The sequence below is a fragment of the Sedimentibacter hydroxybenzoicus DSM 7310 genome, assembly GCF_013403245.1.
Taxonomy (GTDB): domain Bacteria; phylum Bacillota; class Clostridia; order Tissierellales; family Sedimentibacteraceae; genus Sedimentibacter; species Sedimentibacter hydroxybenzoicus.
The window spans coordinates 309,007-332,891 of record NZ_JACBNQ010000002.1; the positions used below are offsets into that span (position 1 = coordinate 309,007).

The 23,885-nt window shown below is 34.3% G+C and carries 24 protein-coding genes, 1 tRNA gene and 1 pseudogene; 17 read left to right on the forward strand and 9 right to left on the reverse strand.

Annotation, left to right across the window (positions count from 1 at the left end):
- Position 1: 1 nt before the first annotated feature.
- Together HZF24_RS04025 and HZF24_RS04030 are read right to left on the reverse strand one after the other, a co-directional pair.
- Positions 2–757 carry an acyl-CoA dehydratase activase gene (locus HZF24_RS04025; RefSeq protein ID WP_179236984.1) on the reverse strand — a complete coding sequence of 252 codons (756 nt, stop codon included), beginning with the start codon at positions 755–757 and terminating at the stop codon, positions 2–4.
- A 43-nt stretch (positions 758–800) separates the two neighbouring features.
- Complete coding sequence (locus tag HZF24_RS04030; protein ID WP_179236985.1) at positions 801–1,493, reverse strand: 5'-methylthioadenosine/adenosylhomocysteine nucleosidase; 693 nt, start codon at positions 1,491–1,493, stop codon at positions 801–803.
- Positions 1,494–1,618: 125 nt separating this feature from the next.
- Between HZF24_RS04030 and HZF24_RS04035 the strand changes: the two genes are divergently transcribed.
- The 6 genes from HZF24_RS04035 (at position 1,619) to HZF24_RS04060 (ending at position 7,790) form a co-directional block, all read left to right on the forward strand.
- Positions 1,619–1,861, forward strand: a complete 243-nt coding sequence (locus HZF24_RS04035) for a GIY-YIG nuclease family protein (protein WP_179236986.1) — start codon at positions 1,619–1,621, stop codon at positions 1,859–1,861.
- 72 nt (positions 1,862–1,933) lie between these two features.
- The gene (locus tag HZF24_RS04040; protein WP_179236987.1) at positions 1,934–2,758 is read left to right on the forward strand and encodes a DegV family protein; all 825 of its coding nucleotides are present in this window, start codon (positions 1,934–1,936) and stop codon (positions 2,756–2,758) included.
- Positions 2,759–2,834: 76 nt separating this feature from the next.
- On the forward strand, positions 2,835–3,698 hold the full coding sequence (locus HZF24_RS04045) for a nitroreductase family protein (RefSeq protein ID WP_179236988.1): 864 nt from the start codon (positions 2,835–2,837) through the stop codon (positions 3,696–3,698).
- A gap of 130 nt (positions 3,699–3,828) precedes the next feature.
- The gene (locus tag HZF24_RS04050) at positions 3,829–4,737 is read left to right on the forward strand and encodes a D-2-hydroxyacid dehydrogenase (RefSeq protein WP_179236989.1); all 909 of its coding nucleotides are present in this window, start codon (positions 3,829–3,831) and stop codon (positions 4,735–4,737) included.
- Positions 4,738–4,766: 29 nt separating this feature from the next.
- Complete coding sequence (locus tag HZF24_RS04055) at positions 4,767–5,789, forward strand: DmpA family aminopeptidase (protein ID WP_179236990.1); 1,023 nt, start codon at positions 4,767–4,769, stop codon at positions 5,787–5,789.
- 27 nt (positions 5,790–5,816) lie between these two features.
- A complete protein-coding gene (locus HZF24_RS04060; RefSeq protein ID WP_246345945.1) occupies positions 5,817–7,790 on the forward strand; it encodes an LTA synthase family protein in 1,974 nt (657 codons plus the stop codon).
- Between the two features lie 71 nt (positions 7,791–7,861).
- Here the strand turns inward: HZF24_RS04060 and HZF24_RS04065 are convergent, their stop codons facing one another.
- Positions 7,862–8,725 carry a DUF11 domain-containing protein gene (locus HZF24_RS04065; protein ID WP_179236992.1) on the reverse strand — a complete coding sequence of 288 codons (864 nt, stop codon included), beginning with the start codon at positions 8,723–8,725 and terminating at the stop codon, positions 7,862–7,864.
- A 208-nt stretch (positions 8,726–8,933) separates the two neighbouring features.
- Between HZF24_RS04065 and HZF24_RS04070 the strand changes: the two genes are divergently transcribed.
- Positions 8,934–9,158 (forward strand): glutaredoxin family protein, encoded by a 225-nt coding sequence (locus tag HZF24_RS04070; RefSeq protein ID WP_179236993.1) that lies wholly within the window; start codon positions 8,934–8,936, stop codon positions 9,156–9,158.
- A 335-nt stretch (positions 9,159–9,493) separates the two neighbouring features.
- Here the strand turns inward: HZF24_RS04070 and HZF24_RS04075 are convergent, their stop codons facing one another.
- A complete protein-coding gene (locus HZF24_RS04075; protein ID WP_179236994.1) occupies positions 9,494–9,679 on the reverse strand; it encodes a DUF1858 domain-containing protein in 186 nt (61 codons plus the stop codon).
- A 251-nt stretch (positions 9,680–9,930) separates the two neighbouring features.
- Between HZF24_RS04075 and HZF24_RS04080 the strand changes: the two genes are divergently transcribed.
- From HZF24_RS04080 to HZF24_RS04095, 4 genes are all read left to right on the forward strand, one after another.
- Entirely contained in the window at positions 9,931–10,869 is a 939-nt protein-coding gene (locus HZF24_RS04080; protein WP_179236995.1) for a hypothetical protein, read from the forward strand.
- 211 nt (positions 10,870–11,080) lie between these two features.
- Entirely contained in the window at positions 11,081–11,551 is a 471-nt protein-coding gene (locus tag HZF24_RS04085; protein WP_179236996.1) for a YbaK/EbsC family protein, read from the forward strand.
- Positions 11,552–11,613: 62 nt separating this feature from the next.
- Positions 11,614–12,369, forward strand: coding sequence for a tRNA threonylcarbamoyladenosine dehydratase (locus tag HZF24_RS04090; protein ID WP_179236997.1), 756 nt, complete (start codon positions 11,614–11,616; stop codon positions 12,367–12,369).
- Between the two features lie 123 nt (positions 12,370–12,492).
- Complete coding sequence (locus tag HZF24_RS04095) at positions 12,493–13,770, forward strand: HD domain-containing phosphohydrolase (protein WP_179236998.1); 1,278 nt, start codon at positions 12,493–12,495, stop codon at positions 13,768–13,770.
- A gap of 147 nt (positions 13,771–13,917) precedes the next feature.
- On the opposite strand, the gene HZF24_RS04100 is transcribed toward HZF24_RS04095, so the two are convergent.
- Positions 13,918–14,472 (reverse strand): NADPH-dependent FMN reductase, encoded by a 555-nt coding sequence (locus HZF24_RS04100; RefSeq protein ID WP_179237147.1) that lies wholly within the window; start codon positions 14,470–14,472, stop codon positions 13,918–13,920.
- Positions 14,473–14,689: 217 nt separating this feature from the next.
- Between HZF24_RS04100 and HZF24_RS04105 the strand changes: the two genes are divergently transcribed.
- Positions 14,690–15,562, forward strand: a complete 873-nt coding sequence (locus tag HZF24_RS04105) for a DegV family protein (RefSeq protein ID WP_179236999.1) — start codon at positions 14,690–14,692, stop codon at positions 15,560–15,562.
- 29 nt (positions 15,563–15,591) lie between these two features.
- Positions 15,592–16,272, forward strand: a complete 681-nt coding sequence (locus tag HZF24_RS04110) for a CPBP family intramembrane glutamic endopeptidase (protein WP_179237000.1) — start codon at positions 15,592–15,594, stop codon at positions 16,270–16,272.
- A gap of 61 nt (positions 16,273–16,333) precedes the next feature.
- On the opposite strand, the gene HZF24_RS04115 is transcribed toward HZF24_RS04110, so the two are convergent.
- Both HZF24_RS04115 and HZF24_RS04120 read right to left on the reverse strand, forming a co-directional pair.
- Complete coding sequence (locus HZF24_RS04115) at positions 16,334–16,552, reverse strand: hypothetical protein (protein ID WP_179237001.1); 219 nt, start codon at positions 16,550–16,552, stop codon at positions 16,334–16,336.
- Positions 16,553–16,682: 130 nt separating this feature from the next.
- Positions 16,683–18,026: an MATE family efflux transporter gene (locus HZF24_RS04120; protein WP_179237002.1), complete on the reverse strand. Its 1,344-nt coding sequence runs from the start codon at positions 18,024–18,026 to the stop codon at positions 16,683–16,685.
- A gap of 284 nt (positions 18,027–18,310) precedes the next feature.
- Between HZF24_RS04120 and HZF24_RS04125 the strand changes: the two genes are divergently transcribed.
- Positions 18,311–18,397 (forward strand) — tRNA-Ser (locus HZF24_RS04125).
- Positions 18,398–18,529: 132 nt separating this feature from the next.
- Positions 18,530–19,045 (forward strand): GNAT family N-acetyltransferase, encoded by a 516-nt coding sequence (locus HZF24_RS04130; RefSeq protein WP_179237003.1) that lies wholly within the window; start codon positions 18,530–18,532, stop codon positions 19,043–19,045.
- Between the two features lie 81 nt (positions 19,046–19,126).
- Here the strand turns inward: HZF24_RS04130 and HZF24_RS04135 are convergent, their stop codons facing one another.
- On the reverse strand, positions 19,127–20,779 hold the full coding sequence (locus HZF24_RS04135) for an EAL domain-containing protein (protein ID WP_179237004.1): 1,653 nt from the start codon (positions 20,777–20,779) through the stop codon (positions 19,127–19,129).
- A 305-nt stretch (positions 20,780–21,084) separates the two neighbouring features.
- Here HZF24_RS04135 and HZF24_RS04140 point away from each other — a divergent pair.
- A pseudogene (locus HZF24_RS04140) lies at positions 21,085–21,357 on the forward strand (anaerobic carbon-monoxide dehydrogenase catalytic subunit); the annotation flags it as partial.
- Between the two features lie 146 nt (positions 21,358–21,503).
- The gene (locus HZF24_RS04145) at positions 21,504–22,727 is read left to right on the forward strand and encodes a CCA tRNA nucleotidyltransferase (protein ID WP_179237005.1); all 1,224 of its coding nucleotides are present in this window, start codon (positions 21,504–21,506) and stop codon (positions 22,725–22,727) included.
- Between the two features lie 63 nt (positions 22,728–22,790).
- Here HZF24_RS04145 and HZF24_RS04150 read toward each other — a convergent pair whose 3' ends face one another.
- Complete coding sequence (locus HZF24_RS04150; RefSeq protein ID WP_179237006.1) at positions 22,791–23,882, reverse strand: NADH:ubiquinone reductase (Na(+)-transporting) subunit F; 1,092 nt, start codon at positions 23,880–23,882, stop codon at positions 22,791–22,793.
- Positions 23,883–23,885 lie beyond the last annotated feature (3 nt).

A 23,885-nucleotide genomic window follows, 5' to 3' on the forward strand; every position in this document is an offset into this window, starting at 1 on the left:
ATTAAGCCAATAATGATGCGCCTATAGCACCGGCATACCTTGCCAACTGATTAGTTACAACAGGCTTTTTTAGCTTCTGGCTAAGCTTTCTGCACATATATTCACTGTCACAAAAACCGCCTGTGAGAAAGTAGGATTCGCTTCTGGAATTATGCTTTCCGCAAAGATTCACTACCTTATTGGCTATTGAGCTGACTACACCGCAGGCAATATCATTTTTAGAACAGCCCTTACCAATCAGGCTTATAACCTCTGATTCGGCAAAGACAGTACATATGGAGCTTATTGAGATTTCTTCGCCCTGTTCAGCAAGGTTAAAAATTTCAGAGAGAGATACTCCAAGTGTATTTGCCATAATTTCCAAAAACCTGCCCGTGCCTGCCGAACATTTGTCGTTCATTAAAAAGTTGGAGACAACACCATTTTCAATAGATATAATTTTTGTATCCTGCCCGCCTATATCAATGATTGCACAATCCCCTCCGTTTAAAAAAAGAGCTCCCTTTCCGTGACATGTAATTTCCGTTATAACCTTGTTTGCATAAGGAACCGAAACTCTGCCGTATCCGGTAGCAGTTATATTTGAATTTTCAGTATTAACTCCTCTTTCATTCATCCAGTTAAGTACCATGTCTGCTGTTTCCTTGCTGCTCCAACCTGTAGGCATCAATAATTTATGAATAATTTCTTTTTTATCCTCCGACATTATCACTGCCTTTGCAGCAGTAGATCCAATGTCGATTCCAACATTATACACTCATAACCTCCGTAGTTTTACCTCGCCATAGGCGGGGTTCAAGTTATATACATTTTAAAAACTCATTGATAAGCTGTGTTGATTTTTTTGCTGCGATTTGCGTAAACGTAGGAAAATCCATATGTGCCGAGCCGTCAGCCTTATCGGACATAGCTCGTACTATACAAAAATCAACATTGTTGATGTAGCATACCTGACCGATTGCCGCACCTTCCATTTCAGCACACAGTGCATCAAAATTACCAACTATAAAATCCTTTTTTTCACCGCTGCAAATAAATTGGTCTCCGGAAGCGATGGTTCCCACAACTACGTTGGTTCCTTCGATTGTATCCGCAGCTTCTTTGATTTTCTGAACCAGCTCTTTAGGGCAAGGTATTTTAACTAAATTAATACCTGATATAAGTCCCATAGGATCACCGAATGCCGACGTGTCAAAATCATGCTGCACCACATTATCGGATATAACAATGTCGGCAATATCCAAATCAGCGTTCAGGCTTCCGGCTACACCCGTGTTTATAATTGCATCCGGAGCATATTTTAATATCATTGTTTGAGTGCAAATGCCTGAATGAACCTTTCCCACTCCGCATCTTGCAACGATAACATTCTTACCCTGCAGCGTTCCGCTGTAAAAGGTAATACTGCTTATTGTTTCTTCTTTTATATTTTCCATGTTTTCGATAAGTTCCTGAACCTCTACTTCCATGGCTCCAAGTATACCTATTTTCATTGTTTCCCTCTCTTTAATCATTCTGGTATTATTTTATTATATGAAAATATAAAAGTCAAATATAAGTACTATTCATAAATATTTTGTGTTAAAATAAATATCATGTTAATAATAAGGATGATACTATGCATTATATATATATCGTGGAATGCAGTGACGGATCATTGTATACGGGGTATACAACTGATCTGAACAGAAGAATGAAGGAACATAACAGCAATACGGGAGCAAAATACACAAGAGGCAGAACTCCGGTTTCTTTAATGTATTTTGAAGAGTTCAGCAACAGGAGTGATGCAGCTAAAAGAGAGTGCGATATTAAGAAATTAAAAAGAGAAAAAAAGTTGTTATTAATAAATAAAAAGTAAAATATGAATTGTATAGCATGTCAAATTTTGCTATAATTAGTTAAAGAAAATTTAAGCGAAGGGAGAATCTGTATGAAAGATAATTTAATAGTTGACAGTTGTGTTGACTTTAACGAAGATACCCAGGACATCGGCAGAGTACCGTTCAGAATTCTAATAGATGAGGAAGAAATAATTGACGAAAATTTAAATATACATAATCTTATAGCGAAAATGAAAAATACAAAGAATCAGATAAAAACAGCGTGTGCTCCTCCTGAGGACTTTATCAACAAATGGAAGGAGCATAAAAATAATTTTGTGGTAACCATATCCAGTCAATTAAGCGGTTCCTACAACAGTGCAATGGTAGCTGTCGAAAGCTTTAAGGAGAAATTTCCAAACAGCTTTGTACACATTTTTGATTCAAAGACTGCGGCAACAGGAGAAACATTAATTGCCATGAAGGTAAAGCAATTAATAGAAGAAAACTTTAATGCTGCGGAAATTATTGAGCAAACAAACAAGTATATTTCCAAGGTGAGAACAATTTTTATACTTGAATCTTTAGATAATTTAGCTAAGAACGGAAGAATTTCGAACCTTAAGGCGATACTCGGAAGTATGCTTCACATTGTTCCCATTATGGGGGAAGACGGCGAAGGAAGAATAGAATTAAAAGAAAGTGTCAGAGGCAAGAAGAGGGCATTTGCGAGATTAGTCGATATGATTGCCGAATACAATGTGGATTTTGAAAACACTGTATTGGGCATTACACATGTGAATTGTCTTGAAAAAGCAGAAAAGCTTCGTGATGATATAAAGGCAAAATATCCGTTTAAGGATATTAAAATATTTAATTCATCAGGGTTAAGTACTGTTTATGCTGATGATGGTGGGATTGTTATAGCATTTTAATGTTTAGAAAATTAATTGTTACTTTTACATAATAAGTGGGTATAAAAGCTATAATAAATGAATACGGAGGGAATACATGGAATACAAAGACATTATTTCAAGAATCAAATCAGTAAGAAATTATAAAGAAGATACTGTAAGTCCGGAAATATTAGAGCAGCTAAAAGCTGATTTTGAAAAAGGGAAAAGATTAATAGATGACATACAGCTTGAAGTTATGCTAAAAAATAAGGATGAGGTTTATGGAAATCTTAAGAACATTGCAGGTTATAATGATTTGATGATTGAAGCACCTCATTATTTAATCTTTCTTTCAGAGGACAAAGGACATTATATAGAAAATACGGGATATGCTGTGCAGAATATAATGCTTAAGGCTTTTGAGTCGGGAGTCGGTTCATGCTGGATAACTATCAAAGACGGGGAAGCAATAAAAGAAAAGTTAAACATCAATTCAGATAAGAAATTGTCTGCTATCATTGCTCTTGGTTATGATGACAATAAGAACAAGGTATTATATGAAAATGTATCCGAATATAATCCTTCTCGTGCTGAAGTAGAAATAGTGGAAGATAATGTTTCGGAAAGAATGAGAGTAAGAGATTTAGTTTATTTGGGCAAATGGGGTGAAGATGCTGACCCGGATGAATTGGCAAGAGTAGGGCTTTTGGATGCATTCTTCTATGCTAGGCTAGCGCCGTCAACAAAAAATAGACAGCCATGGAGATTTATTTATGACAACGGCACTGTTGTTCTTACTTTGAGAAAAGATGAAAATGTGAACGAATATGAACAAAAAGTCGATACAGGAATAGTGATGCTTTACTTTAAGCTTATCGTTGACAGTACGTTGTTTAATTTAGAATGGAAATTTGGCAATCCGGACAAAGACTATGAAATATCGTCAGATTATGAAATTGTAGCATACTGCATCAGTTGATTATAATATTGATTTTATGGGGCGCAGATGCGTCCTTTTTTTAAGGAATGGGGACACACCTCTTTTTGATACGGAAAGTCTATAGGGATAAGAGGAACGTCCCCCATTTGATAGGAGGAAAATAAGACGTATGAAAATAATAATTGATAAACATTTTTATGAAATAGTTGCAAAAGAATTTCCTGAGATTGAATTTTACACTGAAATTGATCAGTGTCCTGAGGCCGAAGCGGTAATTGGCCAGCCGGAGTTAATGCAGAAAGAAAGCTTGGAGAAGCTGCCTGACCTAAGATGGCTGCAGCTTTTCAGAGCGGGGTTTGATATGCTGGATATGGATTACATCAGAAAAAGAGGTCTTATCCTGTGCAACGGAAAGGATATATTCTCCATACCGATAGCTGAAGATGTAGTTTGTAAAATATTGATGCACAATACTAATGCATTTAAATATTTAGAGAATAAAAAATCTCATATATGGGATAATCATTTAAAAAGAAATGAACTTAACGGTCAGACTGTTGGTATAATCGGGACCGGTTCAATTGCCACCGAAATAGCAAAAAGGCTGCAGCCGTTCGGGGTAAACATATTAGGATACAAGAAAACTCCTGTTATCAGCATGCCGTTTTTTGACGAAATATACGCAGGAAAAAAAGGCTTGGAATTTGTAATGTCAAATAGTGATTATATAGTTGTGACTGCAGATTTAAACAAAGGCACATACCATTTAATCAATAAGGACAATATCAAGCTAATGAAGGAAACTGCTTCAATTATTAATATTGCCAGAGGAGCAATCATTAATGAAGGAGATTTAAAGGATGCATTGAGAAATAAGGCAATAAGCTATGCAGGTCTTGACGTATTTGAAGTTGAACCTCTGCTGGAAAATGATGATCTTTGGGATATGGATAATGTATATATAACACCTCATGCTTGTGCTTTAGTTAAGCAAAACAAGTACAGATGGGAAAAATTAATTATAAAAAATATAAAAAACTTTATAGAGAATGAAACATTGATAAATGTAGTCAAATAGCTGTCGACAAATTGGAGGATATTATAATAATGGGTTTACCAAAGGATGGAAAAATTCAAATAGGAAAAATAAAAAAGGGTAACAAGAACTTGATTACCGACGTTAAAGGGGTTAAGGTCGGGCATGTAACATTAAATGACGGAAAAATAAAAACCGGCGTTACTGCCATATTGCCTCATGGAGGCAATATATTCAAGGAAAAGGTAATGGGAGCGGCAAGTGTTATAAACGGTTTTGGTAAGAGCATGGGACTCTTGCAGATAGAAGAGCTCGGAAGTATCGAAACTCCGATTATGATGACTAATACGCTGAGTGTAGGAACTGTCGCCGAAGGATTGATTAAATATATGCTCAGTGAAAATGGCGATATAGGCACTACAACCGGAACTGTCAACTGTGTCGTAACTGAATGCAATGACGGTACTCTTAATGATATAAGAGGTCTTCATGTAAAAGAAGAGCATGTATTTCAGGCAATAAACAATGCTGTCGCTGATTTTGAGGAAGGAGCAGTAGGAGCAGGTACGGGAATGGTTTGCTTTGATTTAAAGGGAGGTATAGGCTCATCTTCAAGAATTGTTAAATTAGATAATAAAGAATATACAATTGGTACGTTGGTATTAGCTAACTTTGGTTCAAAAAAATATTTGACTATAAACGGCGATAAAATCGGAGAGAGAATCAATAGAAGTGACAATGAAAGTGCTGATCAAGGTTCAATAATAATAATTATCGCAACCGACATGCCTCTTAGTGAAAGACAATTAAAAAGAATTGCTACTCGTTCTGTTGTAGGGCTTGTAAGAACCGGCTCTTATTTAGGTAATGGAAGCGGAGATATCTGCATATCCTTTACTACGGCAAATACATTGAAGCATTATTCAGATACAAAAATAATTGACTTGAAGATGATTGAAGAAAATTCAATGGATTATATATTTAAGGTAGTGGCTGAATCGGTTGAAGAATCGATTATAAGCGCTTTGTATCACGCCGAAACCACAACAGGAATTAATGGCAAGACAGTTAAAAGCCTAAAAGAATATTTATAATGAAAGAAGATAACAATGATTTCTAAAATGAGAAATATAAAATATTTATTTTTATTGCCCTCAATAATTATATATTTTGAAACGGTTTTAAAAGTATCTGTATATGAAGAAGTAATGAATGAGGGTTATATTTTTATGTGTTTGTTTTCTATTCCGGCAGGTATTGCTTTTTACTTGCTGACATCGGGATTTAAAGAAAAAACAAACAAAATACTGTTTATATCAATATTATCATTGTTAACAATTTATTATGGTGGACAAATGCTTTACTATAAAATTTTTTCCACCTTTGCTTCGTTATACTTTTTTATAGGAGCTAAAAAAGCGGCACAGTTTGTATTCATATTATACGATACGATAGGAAATAACCTTATTCCCTTGTTTTTTATAATGCTGCCCTTAATCGCTGCCGTGATTTTGTTTAAGAAAATAAATTTTATTAAAATACCTAAGGAAAGCATTTATAAAGTTGCTTTTTCTGCTGTGGTTTTACAAGCATCAGTAGTGTTCCTGGTGGCTTCTTCAGATAATGGAATGCTGAGTCCGTCTTATTTATATACTGAGGTTTTTATAATACAGGATTCCGTTGATAAATTTGGACTTTTAACAACGGGACGTCTGGATATAAAGAACATATTGAAAAATATAGATGTTTATGCAGATGAAGACATACCGATAAAAATAGTTGAATCTGAGGACATAACAGATAATGATATGCCTGATGTCATCGAAGCAGAGGAACCGACAGGCGAAAATGAAATTGCTTATGGATACAATAAGCTTAATATTCCTTTTGATGATCTAATAGAGAACGAACACAGGTCATCTATCACAGATATGCATAAATATTTTATGAATGTTAAGCCCACTAAGAAAAACAAGTATACGGGAATGTTTAAAGACAAAAATTTAATATTAATAACAGCAGAAGGATTTTCACCCTATGCTATAGACAAGGACATCACTCCAACACTGTATATGATGCAGGAGGACGGCTTTAAATTTACTGACTTCTACACACCTCTTTGGGGGGTCAGCACATCAGACGGAGAATATGTAGCTTGTACAAGTCTTTTGCCGAAGGAAGGTGTTTGGAGTTTTTATAAGTCAGCAAAAAATTACATGCCTTTCAGTATGGGAAATCAGTTGAAAAGTGTAGGCTACAATACATACGCGTACCATAATCATTATTATGATTATTATTTCAGGAACGAATCCCATCCTAATATGGGATATATTTACAAGGGGTTAGGCAACGGACTCGATGTAACGGAAACCTGGCCTGAATCAGATATAGAAATGATAGAATTATCCGTACCTGAATTTATAAACAATCAACCATTTCATGCTTATTATATGACCGTAAGCGGTCACTTGCAGTATAGTTTTACAGGAAATTATATAGCAGCCAAAAATAGAAGCTTAGTGGAGCATCTGAATTATTCGGAGCATGTTAAAGCGTATCTTGCATGCAATATAGAGCTTGACAGGGCGATGGAAATACTTATTTCCGAGCTTGAGGAAGCAGGAATTGCTGAGGATACATTAATAGCCATAAGTCCTGACCATTATCCTTACGGTTTAACTAAACAGGAATTAAGTGAGCTTGCCGGAAAAGAAATTAAATCTGATTTTGAAATTTATAAAGGTGTATTTCTGCTTTGGTCAAAGGGTATGGAGCCAGTTGAAATTAACAAGGTATCTTCAAGCCTGGATATTATACCTACAATTTCAAATCTGATGGGTTTGGATTACGACTCAAGATTGTTGATGGGCAGGGATATACTGTCTGATGCTGAACCATTGGTTGTATTTGAAGACAGAAGTTTCGTAACAGATAAAATTATATTTGAAGCAAAGACGGAAAGAGTTACGAATAAAGAGGGATTCAATGTTGACAGCATTTATATAAATGAAAAAATTAATGAAGTTAAGCAAAAATTTAAATATTCAAGCTTAGTTTTGGATAATAATTATTATAAAGCGGTATTTAATAAATGAGATTCTTCACTGCGTTCAGGAAGACAAAATTTCGTCATTCCGAACGTAGTGAGGAATCTATCTGTTAATTCTTATTCTACTGTTAAAAGGTGTTCACAGCTTGAGGGGCATTGAGTGTATGTTGAATTGTTTACGCAATTGGAGTTTAATTTACTTTTCAATACGTTGCCCTGTTCAATATCTTCCTTTACCTTGACCATGTAGCCTATTCTTTTAATTTCCGAAGGCTGAAGACTTCCCACATTCCATTTTATAATTGTTTTTCCGTTAAAACTATATACTTTTTCAGGTTGAAGATTGCTGGAATCTCCTATAAATTCCAATCCGTTGTCTAATACACACCTGACATAGACGCTTCTTGCCATATCGTACTGACCGGTGCGGCAATGTATGTAATACTTGGTTGATTCCCCCTTTTGCAGTTTATCAGCATCACATTTTACTATGAGCTCATAGTCGCAAGCAAGAGATACTGCCGAGCAAGAATCTACATAGCTTTCACATATTAAATGCCCATAGTAATGGATTTTCTCTTTGTGAGATATTTTATCTCCTGTGTTTTCAATGCAATCAATGGTATATTTATCACAAAGACCAATGTCCAGGGTTATTATATTTGTTGAATTTGGTGATAAGTTAATATTGTTAGCGAATACTATTACATTATTATTGTACACATCTTCACATGGTTCAACAATTTTTATTTTGTCAACTATGTTATCGGGTCCGGTATGCTCCATATTTTTTAAATACCGTATTCCATTACCCAGAGTAGAACTAAATGAACATAATCTAGATTGATTACTGTTGTTTATAAGTTCAATATTTAATTTATATATGTAAGATGGTATGAATGAAGTATTTGGAATACCTGCACCCTTTAAGATTTTATCAGGCGGCTTGATTGAAATAATTAGTTCTTTCATGCATTTCATTTCCTTTCATTTTTAATTGGGGACATTCCTTTTAACCCCAAAGACTGTCCCCGTACTAAAGGTGTGTCCCCTTACCGCTGTAATACGCATTTATAAATTATATTATTCTGATTAAGACTATTTGTGAAAAATTCAGTTAAATATTTATGGAGTTCTATTATAAATTATGGTAAAATAAGCGAAAAGATACTTTCTATAGGAGGAACATATGAAAAATATAAAAATATTCTCAAGCTCGACATGTCCTAATTGTACATTAGTAAAGGATTTAATAAAGGAAAAAGGATATGAATATGAAGAAAAAAATGTTTCATTAGATGCTGAAGCAAAAAAGGAACTGATATCGCTTGGTTACATGGGTGTACCTATAATATTTGTTGATGATGAGGTTGTTGTTGGATTTAACAAACAAAAATTAGAAGAATTATTGTAAAAATGGAATAAACGCAAATTTAATTAACAATTTTATCTAAATTAACTAAAATATTTGCATACTATTAAACTAAGAAATGTAAATAATAAATTCATAAGCAGATATTCATTATTTGCTTTTTAAATAGAAAACCGGCATTTATTGCAATCCAGTATTTTCAAATGCTTTGCTATGAAAATAAATCGATATTTAAGTGATCCGATAGATATGACATCAGTGTGTGCATTAAGGAAAACAAAAATAAGATCGTAATCTGAATTGGAATTTTGCCGGTTTTTGCTTGCTTTATTTACAATATAGCGATTGACACTAAATCAGAAATTTGGGTCGTCTGCTTACTTATTCAATGCGTCCATTAAATGTTGTAAATCCATTCCGTGAACAGCCGCTGCTTCTTCTAATGTTTCCATTTGAGCTCCGGGGCATCCTACACAACCCATTCCGTGCGCCATCAATATTTCTGCAGCCTCAGGTTTAGATTGAATAATTTCACGAATAACCATATCCTTAGTTATAGACATAATTTTCCTCCTCATTAATTGTTAATTTAATTATACATGATGAAAAATGCAGATTCAACAAAAATTATTAATTACCAACGTATTCCTGCAGATTAGTATTAAAAACTGTTTGAATCGCAAATTAATGTATGATATACTTACAAATGTTAAGAACAGTAAAAATTGTTTTACTTAACTGTTGAATGACGGATAGGTTCTTATGGAAAATAATATATAACTTATTTATAGGTTGCAATAAAAGGAGAACTAATATGCATCGTGAATTAAATGAAAGAATCAGTTATGTTAAAGAGTGCATGGAAAAAAAGAATAAGCTGAATACTCTTTTAAAACAAACTGAACAAGATATGATCAAGGAAAAATTACTTTTAAATAAGCTTTCAGAAGAATTACGAAAAGAGAATGAAGATGTTTTAAAATTAGAATCTGCAAATATAACTTCATTGTTTTATGCTATATTAGGAACTAAGGATGAAAAATTAGAAAAAGAAAAGCAAGAGGTATTAAAAGCCCGGCTTAAATATGACCAATGCAAAAATAATGTTGAATATCTTGCGAAGGAATCAAAAAGATTGGTTGATGAGCTTTCAAAGGTTGAGATATGCGAATCTGAATATGAAGATTTAATCAATAAAAAATTAGCACTTATTAATCTTGAAAATAAAGAAATCAGTGACGAGCTTAAAAATATTATTGAACGTAAAGAAAGCATGCATGCCAATATAATTGAAATCGATGAGGCAATAAAGGCGGGAGAGGAAGCATTAACTGAAATTGAAAATACGATTAAAGAGCTTGAAAGTGCCGAAGGATGGGGTATTGCAGATATGCTGGGCGGCGGTCTTATAGTTACTGCCGTAAAATATGATCATATCGATAAGGCAGGTAAATATGTTGATGAAGCTCAACGAGCCTTAGGCAGATTTAAAAGAGAAATGTCAGACATAAAAATGATTACCGGTACAGAAATTTCCATAGGCACATTTGAAACATTTGCCGATTATTTTTTCGACGGTTTGATTTTTGACTGGGTTGTTCAATCTGAAATAGGCAAATCCTTAGATGCTGTTAAAGATACTAAGAATCAGATAGATAAAGCAATGTCAAAGCTTTACGAAGAAAAGGTAACCGAAGAATTCATGTTAAAACAACTGGAAGAGAAGATAAAGAGTATTATAGAAAGTGTATAAAATAAAAAAATAAAAATCCGGTGATGTCTCGGTAGCCTAGAGTTATGTTGAAAGGCGCTAATTCTGACAAAGACTTTCTTTGGGAGATGAGAGACGGTTAAGCAACTATACCCTCTCATCATTGAGAGGGTTGTTTTTATGCGGCTTCAGGAGCAAAAAAATTGTGAATTTGACCGAGAATATATTATGATTACTAAGGAGGGTTTTATATATGTCAATAGAAAAGGTTAGAGAATATCTGAAGAGCTTCGGCAAGGACCGGGATATTCTTGAAATGGATGAATCAACAGCTACGGTTGAATTAGCTGCAAGGGCTCTTGGAACTGAGGAAGCGAGAATAGCTAAATCACTTTCCTTTTATAACGAAGATAGTGCAATGATTATCGTTGTTGCCGGAGATGCTAAAATTGACAACAAGAAGTTTAAAGAGCATTTCGGATTTAAAGCAAGAATGCTTGTGCCCGAAGATACGGTAAAATTTACAGGGCATGCAATTGGCGGTGTTTGCCCCTTTGCACTTCCTGAAAAAGTAACAGTGTACTTAGATGATTCGATGAAAAGGTTTGAAACTATGTTTCCTGCCTGTGGCAGCGGTAATTCCGCAATTGAACTTACACTGAATGAATTGGAAGAAATATCGAAATCACAAAAATGGATTGATGTGTGCAAGAATTGGGAATAATACATTTGTTATTCTGAGCGTAGTTAAGGATAACAATTAAAAAAATAAAACAGAAGGATAATATGATAAACGAATTTTCAAGAACCCAGCTTTTATTGGGCAAGGAAGCAATGGATAAATTAAAGAATGCAAGGGTGGCGGTATTTGGCATTGGTGGAGTCGGAACATTTGTTGTAGAGGGATTGGCAAGATGCGGAATAGGAAGCTTTACACTCTTTGATGATGATAAAGTGTGTCTGACAAATATTAACAGACAGCTTATCGCCACAAGAAAAACGATCGGTAAAAAAAAGGTGGATGTAATGGCTGAAAGGATTATGGAGATAAATCCCAAAGCAGCAGTGGAAACACATGCATGCTTTTATTTACCGGAAAATGCTGATCAATTTGATTTTTCGGAATATGATTATATAGTTGATGCTATAGATACTGTTTCTGCGAAAATTGAATTGATAGTGAGAGCTAAGGCGGCTAATGTGCCCATCATCAGCAGCATGGGTGCAGGAAACAAATTGAACCCTACAATGCTGGAGGTTGCGGATATATATAAAACATCCATGGATCCGCTGGCAAAGGTTATGAGGAATGAGCTCAAAAAAAGAGGAATAAAAAAGTTAAAGGTAGTTTATTCAAAGGAAAAGCCATTAACACCTATAGATGAAGATAATATAAGCTGCAAGGATAACTGTGTATGTCCCCCGGGTACTACAAGAAAATGCACACACAGAAGAGCTATACCGGGCAGCGTATCATTTGTTCCTTCCGTAGCAGGATTAATAATAGCAAGTGAGGTTATAAAAGATATAGCAATTGATTAATAAGAGATTCTTCGATACATACTGACTGTAACGAAGAATTTTTTATTTATTTTATTGGTAATTCTGTCGAATAATGTTATATAATAAGTAATCAGTAAAAAATACATTAAGGGAATGGACACGATGGAGAATGTTGATAAAAAAATTTATAATTATTTGACAGACCCGATTAACGATTTGTTCAATAAAATAAGCAATATTGGAATATATAAAGGACAGGTTATAGAACCTGTTTTGGATGAAATCAATTTAGGATTTAACAAGCTTGACAAATTGATTAATTTAATCGAAAACATGAATCAGAACGTTTCGTTTGAAGGTATACTAAATTACATATACTCAACATTTTCAGAGTTTATACCGTATAATCATATTGGTATTGCTCTGTTAAAGGATGAGAGTAAAGTGTTGGAGGCTTCATACGGAATTTCTGATGTACATTTAGAGGAGTTGCCTAAAAAGCTTGTTGGAATCAGAGCTAAAGTCAGCGAAACAAGCTTAGAAAATATAGTAAAGTACTGCACTCCAAGAATTATTAACGATTTAGAAGCTTACACCACCAATAAGGATACTGACTATAACAAAATTTTGCTGCAGGCCGGAATAAAATCGTCTATTACATTGCCTTTAAGAGTTTACGATAAACCTATAGGAATAATATTTTTTTCCAATACCAAGAAAAACATTTATAATGAAAATCATATTGAATTTTTAGTTACATTATCAAACAGCATAGCCATAAGTTTAAATAAAAATATATTTATAGACGAAATGCTGTATTCAACATTGCTGGCATTAACTAAAATGGCGGAAGCCCGGGATGAAGAAACAGCCGAGCATCTTGATAGGATGACTGCATATTCCGTAAAAATAACAGAATTTTTGCTACGTGACAATTTATATTGTGATCAGTTAACAGTTCCTTTTTTAAAGGGAATCGAAAGATTCAGCCCAATGCATGACATAGGTAAGGTAGGTGTTAAGGATGGCATACTATTAAAGCCGGGCAAGCTGACCTCAGAAGAGTTTGACGAAATGAAAAAGCATGTAATTTATGGAGCTGACGTTTTAAGAACTGCTGAAAGTAACATAGCAAAGCAAAAATACAGTATGTTTAAAATGGGAATTGAAATAGTCGAAGGACATCACGAATGGTGGGATGGTTCAGGGTATCCTTATAATAAGAAAGGATATGAAATTCCGTTAAGTGCGAGAATTGTAGCTGTTGCAGATGTATTTGATGCTTTAACGAGCAAAAGACCGTATAAAAAGCCGTATGAATTTGAAGAAAGTATAAATCAAATTATTGAAGGCAGCGGCAGTCATTTTGACCCCCGTATTATAGATTCGCTTTCAAGATATAGGGATGAGCTTTATGAATTATATTTAAGCTTCCATTAAAGTAGAGAAGGCTGTTGAAAATTTTTTTTCAACAGCCTTGATTGTACTTCCGGCATAAGCGACTGACACCAAATCAAAGATTTGGGTCATCTGCTTTCACTTCCAGCATAAGCGACTGACACCAAATATAAAATTTGGGTCATCTGCTTACCTTAATACTTTTAGGGCTTTACTCCAGGCTACAACCTGATTTATCATTTCATTTACTTCATCTTCGTGGCGCGGATCAGGTTTGAATTCGCTCATATTTATAAAATCAGTAAATAAACTTAACATTACCTGAGCTCGGACATCAGCCATATGAAGCTCACCTGCTATTTGTCTTAAATGTTCCACTGCACGGGCACCGCCTGCACTACCGTAGCTGACAAAACCCGCAGCTTTATTTTTCCATTCAACATTAAGATAATCAATGGCATTTTTCAATGCACCCGGTACGCTGTGATTATATTCTGCAGTTACAAATATGTAACCGTCAAATTCATTTATTTTTTGTGACCATTTTTTAGTGTGTTCCTTCTGATATTGCTGCATCATTGCAGGATACGGTTCATCATAAAGCGGCAAATTATATTCAGCCACATCAACTAATTCAAACTGTACGTCATTTCTTTTCTTTGATATATCATAAACCCATTTAGCAACGGCTTCTCCGTTTCTCCCCGGCTTTGTGCTTCCTAAAATTATAGCTATTCTCATAATTTTAAACCTCCTATTAATAAATGTTATGCCTTATTAATACCCTAAAAATTAAAATTTAAACACCTCGGTATATAATAGAAAATCGATTGGACAACATGTAAATTAATTAGAAAATAAATGTTTGCTTGATTATTATGTATTGTAAAGGATGTAAAAATATGTTAATATTAATTTAAATAAAAAGCTTTATGATATGAATAGAAGGGAAATTAAGATTATGAAAAATTATGTTATTGTAACAGATTCTACGGCAGATCTACCTGTTGATATTATTGAAGAATATAATTTGACGGTAGTTCCTTTGAGTTATAGCTTTGAAAATGAAAATTATATAAATTATCCTGATCATAGACAATTGGGGATAAAGGAATTCTATGAAAGAATTAAAAAAGGTGAACGTTCAACTACTACTCTTGTAAATGCAAAAACATTTGAAGATTATTTAACCCCTTTATTAGAAGCTGGAAATGATATTTTATATTTAGCATTTTCATCACCTCTTAGCGGTACGTATAGCTCTTCCTTAATAGCAAGGCAAGAACTGTTGGAAAAATATACGGATGCAAGAATAGAATGTATTGATACCCTGTCTGCATCAATGGGTGAAGGTCTTCTGGTTTATTATGCCGCTAAAATGAAACAGGAAGGTAAAAGCCTCGATGAAGTAAGTAAGTGGATTTCAGACAATAAGCTTCAATTATGTCATTGGTTCACCGTAGACGACTTAAATCATTTGAAGCGTGGAGGCAGAATAAATGCAATGACTGCAACCATAGGTACAGCTCTTGGTGTTAAGCCGATATTACACGTTGATAATGGAGGACACTTGGTACCTGTTACAAATGTCAGAGGCAGAAAAAAGTCTATAAATGCCTTACTGGAGCAAATGGAAGCAACGTGTATAAATCCTGAAGAAAATTCGGTTTTTATAAGTCATGCTGATTGTCTGGAAGATGCTGAATACTTAGGTAATTTAATTAAAGAAAAACTAAACGTAAAAGAGGTTGCAATCAACTTTATTGGTCCCGTAATAGGGTCTCATACAGGACAGGGAGCTTTGGCATTGTTTTTCTTCGGTAAAGAAAGATAATAAGATAGTAAAATTATATTAATGAGGCTATGAATAATTATAAAAGAAGGATAATAACATCAGGCATAATGATTATAGCATGTATATTAATGTACTTGGTAGAATCCTATATCAGGCCTGACTATGCAATTAAATCACTTTACAAAATAATTATATTTGCAGGACTGCCTTTAATTTATTGTGCATTTGACAAGGAAGTAAGGTTTAAAGAATATTTCAGAATAAATGATAAAAAACAAATAAAATTTGCTGTGATGCTCGGGCTGGGTGTTTATCTGCTTATACAGGCAGGCTATTATATTCTCAAAGGATTTATTGATTTAGATAATATTGCAATGAATCTTGAAAATAACCTGAGCATCAACAAGGACAATTTTATCTTTGTTTCACTTTATATATCATTTATTAATTCTCTGCTTGAGGAATTGTTCTTCAGAGGATTCGGTTTCATAACTCTCCGTAAGTTCTCATCGAAAAGGTATACATACATAATCAGTTCACTTGCATTTTCTGTTTACCATGTGTCCATACTTGCCAATTGGTTTAACATAATAATTTATGCATTGTTTATAACAGGCTTATTTGTAACGGGCTTATTCTTTAACCGGCTGAACGACAGATATAACAATATACTTAACTCGTGGATTGTGCATATGTGTGCAAATTTTTCTATCAATACCATAGGCCTTATGATGTTCGGGATGATATAACTGTATAATAACTATAAGAAAAATACTGCAAACTAAAAAGATGTTTGCAGTATTTTTTATACTATTTCATTTCACCGCCGCCTGAAGGGTTTTGTGCTTGATAAGCAACTAATACACAGCCTAATTCACTTTCCATTTTTTTAATCTTTTTTTCCTGTTCGTCAGTTAATTTTGCTATTTGCTGTTTCATACATACTCCTTGTATTGTTCTGTTTTTCCATGCTGTTTCAATTGCAGTATATATTGGAAGAAGCATCACGGATGCCTTTAAAATATACATTTAGTATTGCATGACGAATTAAAAATATTTAATTTTTTTATTACATTTATATTAATTATTTATTTTAAGTTTTTCTAATTTTTTTGGTTTATCGCAAGATAATACTTTTCAATAAGATTAAATAAGATAATCATATACCTTTTACGCAACTATGTCTCCTGCTCAATAATACATAAGCTACAGGCAGAGTTAATATTTCTGCAAGTGGTACGGATATCCATATACCGTTATTTCCTAAAAACATAGGTAATACCATCAATAACGGAAGAAGTAAAAGCAAACACCTGCATAAGGATATAACCACAGACTCCTTCCAATGCCCTATAGATTGCATATATGAGGCTAAAAGAATGTTCATACCGGATACAAACAAAGCCGGAAAATAATAAATAGTTGCAGTAGCAGCCGCTTCAACAAGCTCTATATCATTATCAGCAAATACATTCACCGGAATTTCAGGATATTTAAATAAAAGTAAATATGCTATTATTCCAATTGCCGAAGATATGCAAAGGCTGATTTTTAAAATTGTTCGTATATTGTTTTTTTCATTGGCTCCATGGTAAAAGCTTATTAGCGGTTGTGAACCTTCTGCCATACCTAAAAATACCGACAAGACTATTAAAGCTATATATCCGACTATCCCAAATGCCGCAAAGCCTAAAGCACCTATGTGTATTCCTATTGCAATATTAACGCACAGTGTTGTTATACCAAGTGCGAATTCCATAATAAATGAAGGTATTCCCCTTAAAAGTATTTCATAGATAATTTTCAAATCCATTTTTACATTTTCAAGATATAAATTACCTTTTTTCAACATAAAATGCGGCAGCATTATTATTATACTAATTAACGGACCCAGGCCGGTAGCTATTGCAGCGCCTCCAATCCCCATTTTTAAAGGCCCCATGAAATACCAGTCTAAAAATACATTAGACAGTGCGCCGATAATCTGAGCAGTCATTGCAAGCCTTGGCTGAGAATCATTTCTAAGCCAGGTGCACATGGCATAGCTGAACATAAAGGCAGGAGAAAATGCAAAAAAATATGACAAATATTCAACTACCAAAGCCATTATGTCCGAAGTAGCTCCTAACATCCTTGCGAGGGGATTTATAAATATCAAGCTGATTGCTGCTATCAGTACAGAAGCTATGGCCAACAATCTGACAGATATATTAAAAATATCTCTTGCTTTTTTATGCTCTCTTCTGCCGTTTTTAACTGAAATCAGCACACCTGCCCCCACTGATACAAGCATACTTAAAGAAAGCAATACTTCTACGACGGGCACACCGACAGTTACTGCTGCCAGAGGTTCTCTTCCAAGCATTCTTGCCACGAAAATTCCGTCAACTACGATGTATAACGAGTTAAAAATGAGACCTGCTATTCCGGGTATAATGTAGGACAATAATTGCCTTAATATACTTATTGACTGATTTTCCGCTGCTGTTTTACAATTTTTCATACTAATCCTCCCAAGATAAAAATAAAAACGGCAGACCTGATGCAACCTCAGGCCTACCGTTGCGATTTTGTTTTCTCATTTTAAAGATATATTATTCTCCGGCGAGCATAATATATGAGATGTATTCACTTTACATTGACCACATGATATCAAAGCAGAATATTTTTGTCAAGATATTTACAACTAAAAATTCTTTTTAGCGTTTCTTTTTAGTATAAGCTTCAAAAAGCCATTGACATATACCTGTTTTTTAGGATATAATAACATCTGCTGTAAAGCATTTTGGAGAGTTGTCCGAGTGGTTGAAGGAGCACGCCTGGAAAGCGTGTGTACGGGAAACTGTATCGAGGGTTCGAATCCCTCATTCTCCGTCAGGTTATCAAGCTGAAACAGATGCAGAACTGCTTCTGTTTCAGCTTGATTTTTTATACTATACTTTAAATAATACAGAGCAAAAAGCTATTTCATTTTACATGATTTATGTAACAGAAGGGACTGCAGAAATGGAGATTAAACTTGTTTTACCATCTATTGATTACAAAGAAAAGCTTTTAAGATACAAGGCAGATTTTATTAAAAATGGTGACAGCATGGATGGGAGCGCAGGGCTGGAAGATGCGCTTACATTTGAAGAATGGTATGCTGTATGGAAAGATAACTTGTCAGAATCAACTGTGCGTGATGGCTCAGTCCCGGCAACTACATTCTTGGCAGTTGATGAGAACGATGATTTAGTCGGAATGATTGATATTAGACACAGATTAAATGATTATTTAATGAATTTTGGCGGTCACATTGGATATAGCGTTATAAAATCGCAAAGACAAAAAGGTATCGCAACAAAAATGTTGGCACTTGCATTAGAGCAATGCAGGGAACTTGGGATATTTAAGGTTCTCGTTACTTGTGATAAGCAAAATATTGCTTCTGCTAAAACGATTCAGAATAATGGTGGAATTTTAGAAAATGAAATTTCTGAGATGGAAAGTATTACGCAACGATACTGGATTACCTTGTAGTCATATCTTGTAGAAGGCAACTTTATCTGGAAAGTTTCAAAGCCGAAGAGAATAAGCGCTGTATCAGCGAAAAAATTACGCTTATTGACATTGCGTAATTTTTTTATGGTTAAGAAATTCTTCCGGTGGCAGAGGTTTACTGTAAAAGTAGCCTTGAATGATATCACAGCCGATTTTTCTTAATATTTCAACCTGAACTTCTGTTTCGACACCCTCGGCAACTACCTCCATGCCTAAGGTGTGAGCCGTATTTATTATTCCCTCTACTAAAACTTCATTTTGTTTTTCGTCTATATTATCGATGAAAATTTTATCAATTTTTATATAATCAAATTGGTTTGATGATTTCATCAGATGGCTCAGGGAATTGTGACCTGATCCATAGTCATCTAAAGATATTTTTATTCCCTTTTCTCTCATCTTTTTTAAAACAAATAAAGCCCTTTCAACATCCTCAATAATAGATCTTTCGGTAAGCTCGAATTCTATAAGAGATGAATCTATATGATTTTCATCTAAGCAATCAATGGTAAAGTCAATAATGGACTCATCATTTAAATCGATGGATGACAGGTTAACGGATACCTTCGTATGAATTCCTGATTCCTTCCATTTCTTTATTTGTAATATTGAATTTGTAATGACCCATTTGGTTATTTCATTTATAAATCCTACTTCTTCGGCCATTTCAATCAATTGTGATATTGAAATATTACTGTATTCATCATTTTTTATTCTTAATAATGCTTCAGTTCCCACTATCTCATTTGTATCTATTTTTATCTTTGGCTGATATACTAAATAGAACATATCATTTTGCAATGAAAAGTATAATGAAACCAATGTATCATAGTACTTCATACGTTCTGCTTCTATAATATTATCGTAAATAGTTATGATTTTTTGAGTTTTTACTGATTGGGTCATAACCTTTTCTAATTTTGATGTAATTTCATTTATGTGGTTTCCATGCATCGGATAATTAACTATTCCTCCTCTTACAATGAGGGAAATAGGAAGGGTATCAACAAACATTGGCTTTCTTGTTTTTTCCTCAAATTTGTTTGCCATATGATTTGCTCTGCTGCAGTCTGTTTCAGGTATTATTATAATAAATTTATTTGTGCTGATAGTATATATATTGCAGTGTTTAAAATGCTTATCAGCATGCTTTAATAAATTAATAAATGATTTTTTTCCCACCTCATGATTAACATATTGATTTATCATTTCCATATTTTTATATTCAAATACTATAATTGACAGTGTATTGAATCTGCCTTCATTTATCATAAAGTTTAAATCTTCTACAAATTTATTGGTGTTGGGGTAACCGGTTATGACATCAATATATGCTTTTTCTTTTTCTCTCTCATGCATTCTTTTTATATATTCAAGTAAGATGCCCACCACCAATACTATTGTAATAAACATGAATATACGGAACACCCAGGATTTTGTGTCTTGCATTATTCCCTGGCTTACAACGAATGGCATGGAAGGTCCAAGAAGTATTCCTGCTATTATGGAGGCAGCTATTCCGGCCTTTATACCTAATATAAACACAGATGAAAGAATAGGAATATACATTATGTGTACAAATGCTGTAGTTCCACCTGATAAATATATGATAAAGCGAAATAAAATTATCATTGCTATTATTGCCAAGCCCGCCACTATTTTAAAGGGCCTGTTTTCTTTATATTTGCCGAAACCTATCAAATCAAACAGCATAATACCTCCACGAAATTGATAACGTTTTACTTATTATGATATAATGCATATATCATACCATCGCCTCGGCAATGCAAGCGAGCTTGCGCTGCACTCGGCTCAGATATGATATATTATTGCTCCATGTCAAATGTTGTTAATTATTGTCATTACCATATATATACCAATATAATATACGCCAAAACATATATTTCATAAAATTAGCAAAAAAAAGAATTTTATTTATGCATGTGGTCATCCTAAATATGAATTAGAACAATTTTAGGGAGGGTTATATGTCTGAAACAGTTTTAGAAAGAATGGAAGGTCGTGTCTCGTATTTACCGATTGCGGTTACGGCCCACGAATGGATGGAGCAAAAAGCTACCATTGACGGTTTGTTTGCAGTTGCTTATGGCTGTTACACTCATTTGTCTCCTACACCTTTTATAACCGGAGCTCCAAATTTAGTTAAGCTTCTTACGGAAGATGTGGAGAGCCTGACAGGCGGTAAGGTTGCAGTGGGTGATGACCCTGTTGAAGCTGCCAACGGTATTGAGGCCCATATAATGATGAAGAGACAGAAGATGGGAATATAAATATAGCTGCCAACATGGCAGCTTTTTTGCACTTACAGTATAAGCGACTGACACCAAATTAAAATTTGAGTCATCTGCCTAAAAAACAGCTTGAATTCATTTTCGCATAGGTTATAATTATATAAAAAGGAAAATGGCGGGAAATTATGAATGTACAAATAAATATGCCAAAAGAAGTTGAAACAGCATTAAATACTCTGAAGAAAAGTGGTTATGAAGCATACGTTGTAGGAGGCTGTGTAAGAGACAGCTTATTGGGTACTGCTCCTCATGATTGGGATATTACCACATCGGCTAAACCGGATGAAATTATAAATTGCTTTAACAACTATAGGACTATTAATACGGGTCTTAAGCACGGAACGGTTACGGTGCTTATTGATCATGTCCAGATTGAGGTTACCACCTACAGGATTGACGGCAAGTATACTGATAACAGGCGGCCTGATAACGTGGTATTCACCGATGATGTATATCATGATTTAAAGCGAAGAGATTTTACCATAAATTCTCTCGCATACAATAATAATGGAATTGTGGACTTGTTTGATGGAATAAAGGATTTGCAAAGCAAAGTAATAAAATGTGTTGGAAATCCCGATGAAAGATTCAATGAGGACGGTCTCAGAATTTTAAGAGCACTCCGTTTCGCATCCGTCTTAAATTTCATCATAGATGATGAAACATCATACAGTGTACATAAGAACAAAGAGCTTCTGAAAAATATTTCCAGGGAAAGAATAAGCGTAGAGTTGAATAAGCTTATTAACGGGGAAAATTTTTTAAATATTTTAAATAAATACAGGGATGTCATAGAGATATTCATACCTGAAATAAAAAATTATACCCGGATGGAATGGGACCATGCGTTAAAATCCATGTGCTTTGCAGATAATCAAACTGTCAAATTGGCATTATTGCTGTTATATACAAACAGAACAGAGTCCATTTTAAAGGATTTAAAATATGATAATGCAACAATCACCACAGCAGTATTATTAAACAGTAATGTAAATGAAATGATTATAGCTGATAAAATTAAATTAAAAAAGCAATTAAATAAATTTGGTCATGATAATTTATTTTTATTGTTAAATTTTAAGACTGCGGCTGCCTTGGCCGATAATATCGTCAATGAGGTTATAATTATTAAAAATTCTAAAAAAATGATAGATGAAATCATAGAAAAAAATGAAGCATACGACTTAAAATCATTAGCAATAAACGGCGGTGATTTAATAAAGGAAGGTTTCAAAAAAGGTAAGGAAGTAGGTGTGACTTTAAACGATGTTTTGAATCTCGTAATAGAAGAGAAATTAGAAAATCAAAGGGATGTATTGATTGATTATGTGAAGAATCATAGAAAATAGGCCGTTTAAAAAGATGAGCCTTTTAAACAGCCTATAATTTTTATCATATTACTATTTTATATATTAAAACTTATCGTAATATATTTTTTCTAAAGGAATTTCTTTTTTCAATAATGCCTCTACTATAGAGTCGATCATTTGTGGACTGCCGCAAAGGTAGGCAGTATAGTTTCCGCCCTTTTCTACATATTTATCTATTGCTATAGTTACTCTGCCCTTTTCGCCTTTCCATTCCTGTGATTCTTCACGGGAAAGAGTTGGAATAAATTTAAAGTCATACAGCTTTTCTTCAAGCATTTTCAGTTTATCCAACAAAAACAAATCATCCACGGTCCTCGCACCAAAGAAAAATATTGCCTTACGCTTAATATCATTATCTGCCATGTACTGCAGAATTGACATAATGGGTGCCATGCCTGTTCCGGCTCCCGCAAGTATGATTGGTCCCCCGTCGTCCTCATGGTAATAAAAATCTCCGTAAGGTCCGTTTACATGGGCCTGATCCCCTTCTCTTAAATGATGGTGTACATATGTGGTTGCAATACCTCCTGTATATCCGATAAGAAGCTCCACCGCATGCGTATCATTTACGGATGATGCAATTGAGTAGGCTCTGTAGACCTCTTCTTCGTTGCCTTCGTACGCAGGGGCTTTAAGCTGTACGTATTGACCCGGTTTAAATGATATTTCCTCATCGCCGAAATTAAATCGCAGCAGCTTTATTGTAGATGTAAGCTGTTCAATTTTTTCAATGTAGACAGCATACTCCTTTACATTAAACAGCTCTTCGGGAATTTCTATCTTAATGTTTTGTTTTACCTTGCATTGACATGTCAATCTTACATTACTATCGAGCTCTTCTTTTGAAAGCAAGGGCTTTTCCGTTGCAAGAACAGGACCTCCGCCCTCAAGCACCCTTGCTTTGCAGTAGCCGCATGAGCCCTTGCCGCCGCATGCCGACGGTATAAAAATACTTTCTGCTCTGAGAGTGTCCAACAGGGTGTTGCCGCCTTGAACAATATATTCCTTATCATCATTTATAGTTAAGGTTACTTCACCGTAATTACCGATGGTTTTATTCGATATGGTCAGCAATGTGGCAAGTATCGCAGTAATGCAAGTAACAATAAATATGGTTGTCAGTATTGTATTCATTGC